We start from the raw sequence: 9152 nt of genomic DNA, 5'->3' as shown, positions 1-9152 counted from the left end.
GTTACAATTCCAGAATCAGACATTATTTGGCAAGATTTAAAAGAAAGACAAAGTGTTATTCTAAAAAACAATATATGTTAGAGAACTCATTAAAGCTATTATTTTTAAAACTTAATAACCAATTAGATATTTTAATTTAACAATACCCATTTTTTTACTACATTTACAAAAACTTTACCGATGAAAAACTTTTTTATTAAAATCTGGTCTTTTCTTAAGAGTTTATCACTTCCTTATGGTGAAGACAATATTTCGCAAGATGATATTGATAGATGTTGGTAATGGAAATATTTTTATTTATTTTCGTTGCTAAATAATGATCATGAAAAATTTATTAAAGGTTGAAGCTCCTGAAAAACGTAATTTTGGATTAGATCTTCTTCGTTTTATAGCAATTTTCACTGTATTAATCAGCCATTCTATCTTATTATTGCCTTCTAAATTTCAGTTTATACATTTATTAATCACTGATGGAGTTTTAATATTTTTTGTTTTAAGTGGTTTTTTGATTGGTAGAATTCTAATACGAGATTTTGAGCAAGGAATTTCTTTTAAAAAAATTATTCACTTCTGGAAACGTCGATGGTTTAGAACTATACCTGCATATTTAGTTTCAATTTTTTTGATAATCACTTTGTCTTACTTGACACATACTCATTTTCAAAAGTGGGAAGTTTTAAAAACTATATTCTTCATTCAAAACTTAAATCATGAGCCTAAATCTTTTTTTATCGAATCATGGTCTTTATCTATAGAGGAATGGTTCTACTTAACTTTACCTATATTGTTATTTATTTTTCATAAAATTTCAAAGGTTTCGATAAAAATTAATATAATTATAATTTTCTTCATAGTATTTATTGCTTCTAATTTTATTCGTTTATTTTATTTTCAAAATTTAAACATAGGCACTTTAACAGAATGGGATAATAATCTACGAAAACCGGTGATTACGAGACTCGATAGTATTCTAATTGGTGTTTTAGGAGCCTGGATTTTTCATTTTAAAAGATTATTTTTTGATAAAAACAAAACAATTTTATTTGTATTAGGTTTTATTATTTTTTTGTTTAACAAATTTTTGTTTGACTTCTTTACTGAATTTAATTTTTATAGTTGTGTCTTATACTTTTGTATAATGCCTTTTTCTATTTTAATGATGCTTCCCCAATTTTACTATCTGAAAGAAACCAAACTTCATTTTGTAAATAAAATAATTACGAAAGGAAGTTTAATTTCTTATTCTATGTATCTTGTTAATTTGACAATTGTTTCATTTTTAATATTGAATCACCTACCATTTAATTTTTTCATAAAGTTTTTATTGTTTTGGATTTTAACTATTTTATTTTCGATATTAATGTATAAATGGGTTGAAATACCATTTATGAACATGAGAAAATAACTACACTGATGCTATTCCTGCGCCAGTAAGCTTCACATCGCTTCCAAGTCTCTTAACGATTACATTAGAACCTCCGTTAATTCTAAATGTTGCAATATTCCCAACATCGCCCTTTACATTGGAATAGATTATATTTCCTCTGCCTAAATTAAAACTATCGTTATCGGTATTCTTTATTTGAAATAAAATATTCCATTCCAAAGCATTCATTCACAACATTACTAAACTCTCTATCATTTTGTAATACAAAAACCTGCCCTTGATGCATTTTGTCCTGTTCAAAAAATATGTAGATGGGTTCGTCTTTAAAATCTTTTGAAAAAGAAAATTCATTGTCGTCGGTGATCAGTTTAACAGATGTTTCTGAACCGATCGCTAAATGGCCTTCTCTTTTTGGGGTTTAAATTTTTCAAAAATAGCAGTAATTATTTGCGTCCCTTTATTTTTATCTACTATCTCATAAGCTAAATTGAGGATTTTCGCTCCGTTTTCTAATTCTAATATTTTATTTTCCATTGGTTTTTAGATATAAAAAAAATTGTTTTACCCTTTGCGAATTTTGATTTATTTTCGGCATTTCGAATGAGTCTTTAAAAAATCTTATCAGGAAGTTGGAGGTTGAAAGAAAAATTTTGTGCTTTGGTTCAAGGGTTCTCGATACATTTTTCTTCATTTCATTACGAAAAACACTCGAACTGCCGGAGCAAAGATCTAAATATTTCAAAATACATAACAGATTATTTTTGTTTTAATTCAGTTGAAAATCCTGCTTAATTTTTTCTGTCAAAAACGGTAAATCGGCTATTGCATGATCTACTTCCTGCTTAAAAGTAAGTAACAGCTCTTCTTCTTCGGGGATTATTCTTTGTATGTCGTTGTCATAAAAATACTGAGGTATAATTAGATGACTTTTTCTATTTTTCACATATTCCATTCGCCAGGAAGATTTTCCTTTGAAACTTTCTATACTGTCTTTTAGTTTTGCATAGATAGAATTGGTTTTAGGGACACTTTTAAAATTAAAATATAGATAGACGCCCCTTGTATATCTATTATTGATCTCAAAGATGGATATTTGTCTGGACGATAAGTCTTTTATTTTCTCAATGGTTAAAAACAACGCAGTATCATCATTGAGTTCAATATTTCTATTAGTCCGGTTGTATGGATCTATATCATCCATAAAAGAGCTTATCCATTTGCTGAAATGTTTCTTCCATTTATCATTTGAGAAACCCACGATACCGATATCTGCATTGTGAAAGTCGGGATTTAATGGTGTTATTTTTATGCTAAGAGTGTCCAACAGGTTGTAAATTTCGGGATAAATACCCTGATCATTTTTCAGAAGAAGTTATTGCACTTATTTCATTCAATGCTTTAATACTATTGACTGATATTTTCTGTGAATGGCCATTTCTAACCTTAAAATTTCTAATGCTAAAATGACTCTCGCATCACCATAACGAAGTCCGGTTTTATTTCCCTGCTCTTTTATTTTTATAATGATTTCATCAATTAATAAAACTATATTTTTCATAATAGGAATAGTTTTCCGCAGTTTCTTTTATATTTTTCAAATTCAATTCCAGGAAAAGTGTAAAGTAATAAAGATAGTCTAAATCAACAAAAAAAAGATTACGGTTTGCGTAATCTTTTATTCTTAAAAAAATATTTCTTTATTGACAAGTTTGCTCAGTTCCTTAGTTCCCTACACGCTGTTTCAAATCGTCTGCACCGCCTGTTTTTCTTGCCTGTCCGGATTTTCCAGAACCGAAATTGTAGGTATAAGAAAGTGTTGCGACACGCGTATCTCTTCTTACGATAAAATTTTCGATATAGTTGGAGTATATATTTCTGGCTTCCGGATTGCTTTTGAAGAAAATATCATTGAAAGAGAATTTCAGGGTACTGTTGTTTTTAAATTTCTTCTGGGCTCCGATATTTACAGACCACATCGGTTTCAGGTGCATGTAAGCATAAATCTGTTTTGCCTGATAATTTCCCGACAACTCTGCAGAAAATCCGTTTCCGATTTTAAATGAATTGATGCTGTTGATATTGAAGGTGAAATTTCCCTGGTTTTTAATATAAGTATCGGCAATATTTCCGGTATATGTTCCGTAGTAGAAATTTGCATTGTTGTTCATATCCCACCATTGGGTCACTTTTACAGGGGCAATCAGGTTTAATCCGTAATAATCTGCGGAGCTCAGGTTTTCTACGGCCTGTACGACTACGATATTTCCGTTTTCATCTGTCGGTTTCAGTACATCGGTAATGTTATTTTCAGTTTTACTGTAACTTAATGTGGCAAAATATTTATTGCTTAAACTGTAAGTGAATTCATAATTCATCGTAGTCTGCGGGTTCAGATCGGGATTTCCTGCCTGATAGGTTGTAGGATCCAGATAGAATTTAAATGGATTCAGCTGTTTGTAGGTCGGTCTGGTAATTCTTCGGCTGAAATTCAGTTCGATGGTATTTTTATCATTCAGATCATAAGAAAAAACGGCACTAGGAAATAATTGAGTATAATTCTTTTTATTGATCTGGTTGGTCATCAGCTGGTTTCCGGTAACATTGGTGTTTTCGACTCTAATTCCGAAATTTACTTTGAATTTATCCCAGTTTTTAATCACATTTCCATAGGCGGCATTGATGTTTTCTTCATAAATGAAATGATTGGTTTTTGAAAGATCCGTAACGGGAATTCCTGAGCTTGCATCAAAATACTGAAGGTCATTATCTGCTTTTACAAAACTTGTTTTCAGGCCGGTTTCCAGCTTCCAGTTGTTTTTGAAAACTTTTATAAGGTCGGATTTTGCGGAATAAATATTCAGGTTGCCGTCCAAATCACCTTTTAAAATATAAGGATTGGGCTGCAGAGAAGAAAAGTTTCCATTCACATCAAAATTCCGGGTATTGAAATTCTGAAGAGAGGCGTTGGAGTAGTTGATATAATCCAAATCCGTCGTTAATTCTGAACCTAATGAATCAATTTTATATTTGTGATTGAAATTGATGGATGCATTTTTCCAGTGATCTCTGTTGTTGCTGTTGGTAATAAAGCTTCCGGCAGGTTGATAATTCTGGTTCAGCACCTGTGTTTCGTTGGTACTTGTAGGATTAAACCTGTTGCTGATAAACCCAACAGAGAACCCTATAATATTTTTGTCATTAGCATAATAGTCCATTCCTGCTTTGGCGATATGATTGCGGAAATTCATTTTCAGAAAATTATCCTGAACATAGGCATTGGTGAAAGTCCCGTTATCATAAAAGTTTCTGTCGAGAATCAGCTGGTTGTAAAATTCACGGTAAGCAAAACTATAGTTGGCAAACAGGTTAACCTTTTTGTTTCTGTGATTGATGTTGAAACTGTTGTTGTTTTTAATGAATTTCCCGGTTCCCAAAGAGGTAGAAAGACTTCCGTTAGTCCCTTTTCTCTGGTCTTTTTTGAGTTTAACATTGATAATGGAAGTTCCTGCCGCATCATATTTTGATGAAGGATTGGTAATGAACTCAATTTTTTCTACCGTTGAAGAAGGGATCCCACGAAGATAATTAGCGAGATCAGTTCCGGTCATCGGGGTATTTTTCCCGTCGATCTGAACCAGAAGATTTCCTTTGCCGCGAAGGCTGATATTATCGTTGCTGTCTATATTTACACCCGGTGCTTTTTCCAATACTTCAAATGCTGAATTTCCTGTTGCAGCAATGCTGTTTTCTACATTCAGGATCATTTTTCCGTCTTGTCTTTCGATGTACGGTTTTGTTTTGGTGATGGTAACTGCTTCAATCGATTTTTCGTTCAGGTGAATGGATGGAAGGGTAGTATCTCCTGTAAGACTGATATTTTCGGATTTGTAGGCTTCTGTTCCGTTGTTATTAATTTTTATGGAGTAATTTCCTGAGCCCAGATTACTAAAGCTGAAATTTCCTTTCTGATCTGCAATTTCTGTTTTTACTAATTTATTTTCAGCATCAAACAGATTGATTTCCATTTGATTTATCTTATCGGAATCTATTTTTCCTGACAGAGAAAAATTCTGCGCTGTTTGTGCTTTCAACGAACTAAAAAGCGTGATAAGCCAAACAAAAATGAGGATAAATATTCTGACCATTATGTTTTATTTTTTGAGGTTAATACAGTTTTGTGATATTTTTAATAGTGCAGTGTTCATTATTTCTAGCTCTTCTTTTGTTACATTTTCCAACGCTGTTTTCCTGTTGTTTTCCACCAGATCCTGAACTTTTTGGATGATTTCCTTTCCAGATTCCGTAACTTCAAGGTGGGTTTTCCTGCGGTCATCAGGATGTGGAGTTCTGATGATATATTCAGATTTTACCAATAATTCGATAATCCTCGTAACAGAAGCATTGTCTTTAAAAACAAGATCGCCAATTTCATTTTGCGTAATGTCCGGATTTTCCAAAACTGCCTTAATAATCAGCCACTGATCGATGGTGATGGTATATCCGTTGGCTTTCAGTTGGCGCTGCGCATAGTTTCGGTATGATCTTATAGCTTTGTCGATATTGTAAAATATGATTGAGTCTAATTTTTCCATATATATAATTTTTAGTTTAAATAAGAGTGATTTATCAATTATTGATATGTCAATTAATTTGTAGAAGCTTGATTTATTTTGTTACAATGAATTAAAATTATTTTTTTAGACAAAAGAAAAAACCACCATTTAATGGTGGCTGATGAGGTTGTTACGAAGAAAAAAATAAAATAATCTCCAGATAAAATCAATTCATTACTTTATTATAATGTCATTCTAAAATGATACTATTGATATAAATTTTCCCGAATCTGAATTAAAATTTTTGTCGTTTTTTCTACATCCGGGAAATCGGGAAGTGAAGAAACGGAATGATAATGCTCAATCGATTTTATTAAATCTTCGGCTTTATTCATCACATCTTCATAGGACCAGTTACCCGCTTTGATGTCTAATAATTCGTCACGATTTTCTACACGAATATTAAGAGAATTTGTTTTAAAAATCTGTTCACAAGACTGCAGCAGGCGAATCGTGTGCATCATATTCTTGCTGTCATAATTCTGCCCGTGATTTTGGTTGACATTGTAACGGTCTTCATTTCGCTCCGAAACCCACTTCCAGTATTCGCGGTAATCTTTGCAATAGGTTGAGTAGGCATCGAGATTGCAGAATAAATAGGCAAGAGGATTTTCACCTTTCGGAACAGATGATACTGAAACCTGATTGGCTTCTTCATGCTGAATAATTCCTTTATAATTCAGATCTCCCGATTCGTTGTAGAAAAGGGCAAACATTCCTTTCGTATTATCGATGCTTATCAGACCACATTTTTCCTGAACTAAACCACCCCGTTCCTGCAGCCATTTTTTCAAAGGTATTGAGCCTTGATTCTGCAAAACATAACAAAAATCAAGAATGGATTTTCTTTCTTGAGCAATCGGATTCAGGATCTTTTTGTTGAGTCCTTTTGCTTTTTTAATCTGTGAAATCGCGTAGCCCGCAAATGTATCTTTGCATAATTTCGAAAGAAAATCTTCAGGTTTCAGCAAATCCATCAACGGGTTTTTATGTTGAATACAATCTTCCGGACTTGCCAGAATTTCTAAAATATTGGGATTGTTTTTCTGTAATAATTCAACCAGTCTTCCGATTTCATAGTAGGTAATATCGTTGGTCTCATTGGAGATTTGCGGAATATAATGTAAACCCAAAAAATCTTCTTTTGGCAAATAATACACTCCACGAATATCTGTATCTGAGTTTTCCGTCGCCAATCCGAAAGAGCGGCTACCGGAGATGGCTTCGAAGAGGATGAGGTTTTTATTTTTTAGAAAATCTATTGTCATTATAATAATCCTAATTGTTCAGCAATTTCCCTTTTATATTTTGCAAAGGGTTCATTTTTTTCATCATCATTAAATATTAAAGAACCAAAAATATCTTTTTTAATATCTAAAACGTGACGACCCGTAAGTTTTGCAATTTCATTTAGCTCTGAATCAGGATAGTCTTTTCTTTTTTTTACCAATTTCATTGCTTCATTTTTATGATAAACATATCTTCCTTTTAATTTAAACATATCTAAATAAACATCAAACTCTTTAACGCTACCCATATTTTCAAAATCAACTCTAATGTCATTTAAGATTCTAGTGTTTTTAATTTTTGTTTCTAATCTTTTTCCTTTTGTATTAAAATATAATTTAAAACCAATTTCACTATTGAGAGAAAATAAATTAGAAGATGGAGATAAGTATTTTAAATTATCAATATCTTTGAAAACCATTGCTCCTTTGAATTTAGAATTACAGGAGTAACAAGAAGGAATTAAGTTAAATAGATTTAAAGAAAAATATGGATATTTACTTTGAGGCATAAAATGATCTAAAGTAAAATGATTTTTATACTTTTTTAAATCATCAAGTTTTATTAATTTAATGTCTTTAATTGTTTCTTTTCCAATTCCCTTAATTGTTTTCAATTCATCAAACTTAGAAATATTTTTAATTCTAAGTTCTTTATAAACGGATTCTGCCTTTTTGCCGCCCAAGATAATTTTTAATTCTTCAAGAGTCGCTTTATTAATAAAATCAATTTCGTTTTCATATTCTCCAATATCATTAAATGAATTTATAAAATCAATATTACAATAGAAACAGGTTTTCATTTCTAAGTCATCTTTTTTATTCATGAAAAAATCAGCTATAAATGGTTGATTTTTTGAATAATTAAAAAGACTCTTGAATCTTTCAACTTCAGTTGGTGACTTACTTGAAAAATATGTTTCTAACAAATAACTATAACCAATTAAATCTTCGAAGTTTTCGGTTACTAAATCTTTAAAAGTTATTGGAGGAAAAATTAAAGGAATGCCAGATAAAAAATGATTAATTTCTCCTTCTGTTGTTTTTAATAATGAGTTATAATATTCATCACTAAAAGTTGCTATATCGGTTGGGTAATTAATTTTCCTCATCACTATTTTTATTTTCTAGTAATTTAATTCTTTTCTTAAGTCGTTCAATTTCCGATTCAATACTTTCAACTTTTAATTTTTTTTCAATAAATTCTATATGATTATTCAAAATAGTGCGTATTTGATCTTCTCCAATTAAATTTATTATTTTTTTTAAGTTTGCTTCCTTAACTATATATTCTTCTTTAAAACTCTCTAAACTATTTTCTTTTGCCTCAAATACTTTTTGGTAAAAGTTTAGGAATTCCTTAATTTTTGATAAAACAAACTCACCTTTAGTTGACTGCATAAAAAAGCCATTTGTTAGCATCTCATGTATATTACTAGCAAATGTATTATCTTCTTCGTATAATTGAGGAGTAGATTTTTGGTTGGTTATATCAATATCTAGAAATAATACATTTTGTTTTGGTATATCAGATAAAATAAATGGAGAATGCGTAATGAATAAGAGATTTATGTTAGCATTTTTTAGATTTAAATTTTTTATTCCATCTAAAATTCTATTTATATAAACTCGTTGAAATTCGGGATGGAAGTACAACTCAATTTCTTCAAAAATTAAATTAAAATTAGGTATTGTTAAATTAAAATATATTTCATAAATTAGTTTTATGAAATGTTATAAATGTCAATCAGAGAATAAAGTTAAAGCTGGCTTTACAAGAGGCTTACAAAGATATAAGTGCAAAGATTGTGGTTGCTATTTTAGTGTTGAAAGTAAATCTGATGTAAAAAGTCTTGAACAAAGGAG

11 protein-coding genes and 1 pseudogene are annotated in these 9152 nt (G+C 30.7%); 3 read left to right on the top strand and 9 right to left on the bottom strand.

Annotation, left to right across the window (positions count from 1 at the left end):
* Nucleotides 1–140 (top strand): annotated as a pseudogene (locus tag BUA89_RS22830) (IS1 family transposase); the annotation flags it as partial.
* Nucleotides 141–322: 182 nt separating this feature from the next.
* Complete coding sequence (locus tag BUA89_RS22540; protein ID WP_178362497.1) at nt 323–1405, top strand: acyltransferase family protein; 1083 nt, start codon at nt 323–325, stop codon at nt 1403–1405.
* Here the strand turns inward: BUA89_RS22540 and BUA89_RS22535 are convergent, their stop codons facing one another.
* The 9 genes from BUA89_RS22535 to BUA89_RS22505 form a co-directional block, all read right to left on the bottom strand.
* Nucleotides 1406–1615, bottom strand: a complete 210-nt coding sequence (locus BUA89_RS22535) for a hypothetical protein (RefSeq protein ID WP_072964261.1) — start codon at nt 1613–1615, stop codon at nt 1406–1408. It lies immediately after the preceding gene.
* 165 nt (nt 1616–1780) lie between these two features.
* Entirely contained in the window at nt 1781–1921 is a 141-nt protein-coding gene (locus BUA89_RS23255) for a hypothetical protein (protein WP_178362496.1), read from the bottom strand.
* A gap of 232 nt (nt 1922–2153) precedes the next feature.
* Entirely contained in the window at nt 2154–2711 is a 558-nt protein-coding gene (locus BUA89_RS22530) for a hypothetical protein (RefSeq protein WP_072964259.1), read from the bottom strand.
* Between the two features lie 66 nt (nt 2712–2777).
* Complete coding sequence (locus BUA89_RS23250; RefSeq protein WP_178362495.1) at nt 2778–2945, bottom strand: hypothetical protein; 168 nt, start codon at nt 2943–2945, stop codon at nt 2778–2780.
* Nucleotides 2946–3108: 163 nt separating this feature from the next.
* Nucleotides 3109–5532 (bottom strand): TonB-dependent receptor domain-containing protein, encoded by a 2424-nt coding sequence (locus BUA89_RS22525; RefSeq protein ID WP_083531767.1) that lies wholly within the window; start codon nt 5530–5532, stop codon nt 3109–3111.
* 6 nt (nt 5533–5538) lie between these two features.
* Entirely contained in the window at nt 5539–5979 is a 441-nt protein-coding gene (locus tag BUA89_RS22520) for a MarR family winged helix-turn-helix transcriptional regulator (protein ID WP_072964255.1), read from the bottom strand.
* A 227-nt stretch (nt 5980–6206) separates the two neighbouring features.
* Nucleotides 6207–7268 carry a nucleotidyltransferase domain-containing protein gene (locus BUA89_RS22515; RefSeq protein ID WP_072964253.1) on the bottom strand — a complete coding sequence of 354 codons (1062 nt, stop codon included), beginning with the start codon at nt 7266–7268 and terminating at the stop codon, nt 6207–6209.
* A complete protein-coding gene (locus BUA89_RS22510; protein ID WP_072964252.1) occupies nt 7268–8398 on the bottom strand; it encodes a ComEA family DNA-binding protein in 1131 nt (376 codons plus the stop codon). Before BUA89_RS22510 ends, BUA89_RS22515 begins: the two co-directional genes overlap by 1 nt.
* On the bottom strand, nt 8385–8942 hold the full coding sequence (locus tag BUA89_RS22505; RefSeq protein WP_072964250.1) for a hypothetical protein: 558 nt from the start codon (nt 8940–8942) through the stop codon (nt 8385–8387). The genes BUA89_RS22510 and BUA89_RS22505 overlap by 14 nt, the downstream gene beginning before the upstream one ends.
* 70 nt (nt 8943–9012) lie before the next feature.
* Here BUA89_RS22505 and BUA89_RS23605 point away from each other — a divergent pair.
* On the top strand, nt 9013–9152 hold a 140-nt coding region (locus BUA89_RS23605; RefSeq protein ID WP_455423254.1), incomplete at its 3' end, for an IS1/IS1595 family N-terminal zinc-binding domain-containing protein.

It is taken from the genome of Chryseobacterium arachidis (assembly GCF_900129245.1).
Lineage (GTDB): Bacteria > Bacteroidota > Bacteroidia > Flavobacteriales > Weeksellaceae > Chryseobacterium > Chryseobacterium arachidis.
Note: the sequence above shows the minus strand (reverse complement) of the source record. Positions and strands in the feature narration are given on the sequence as shown.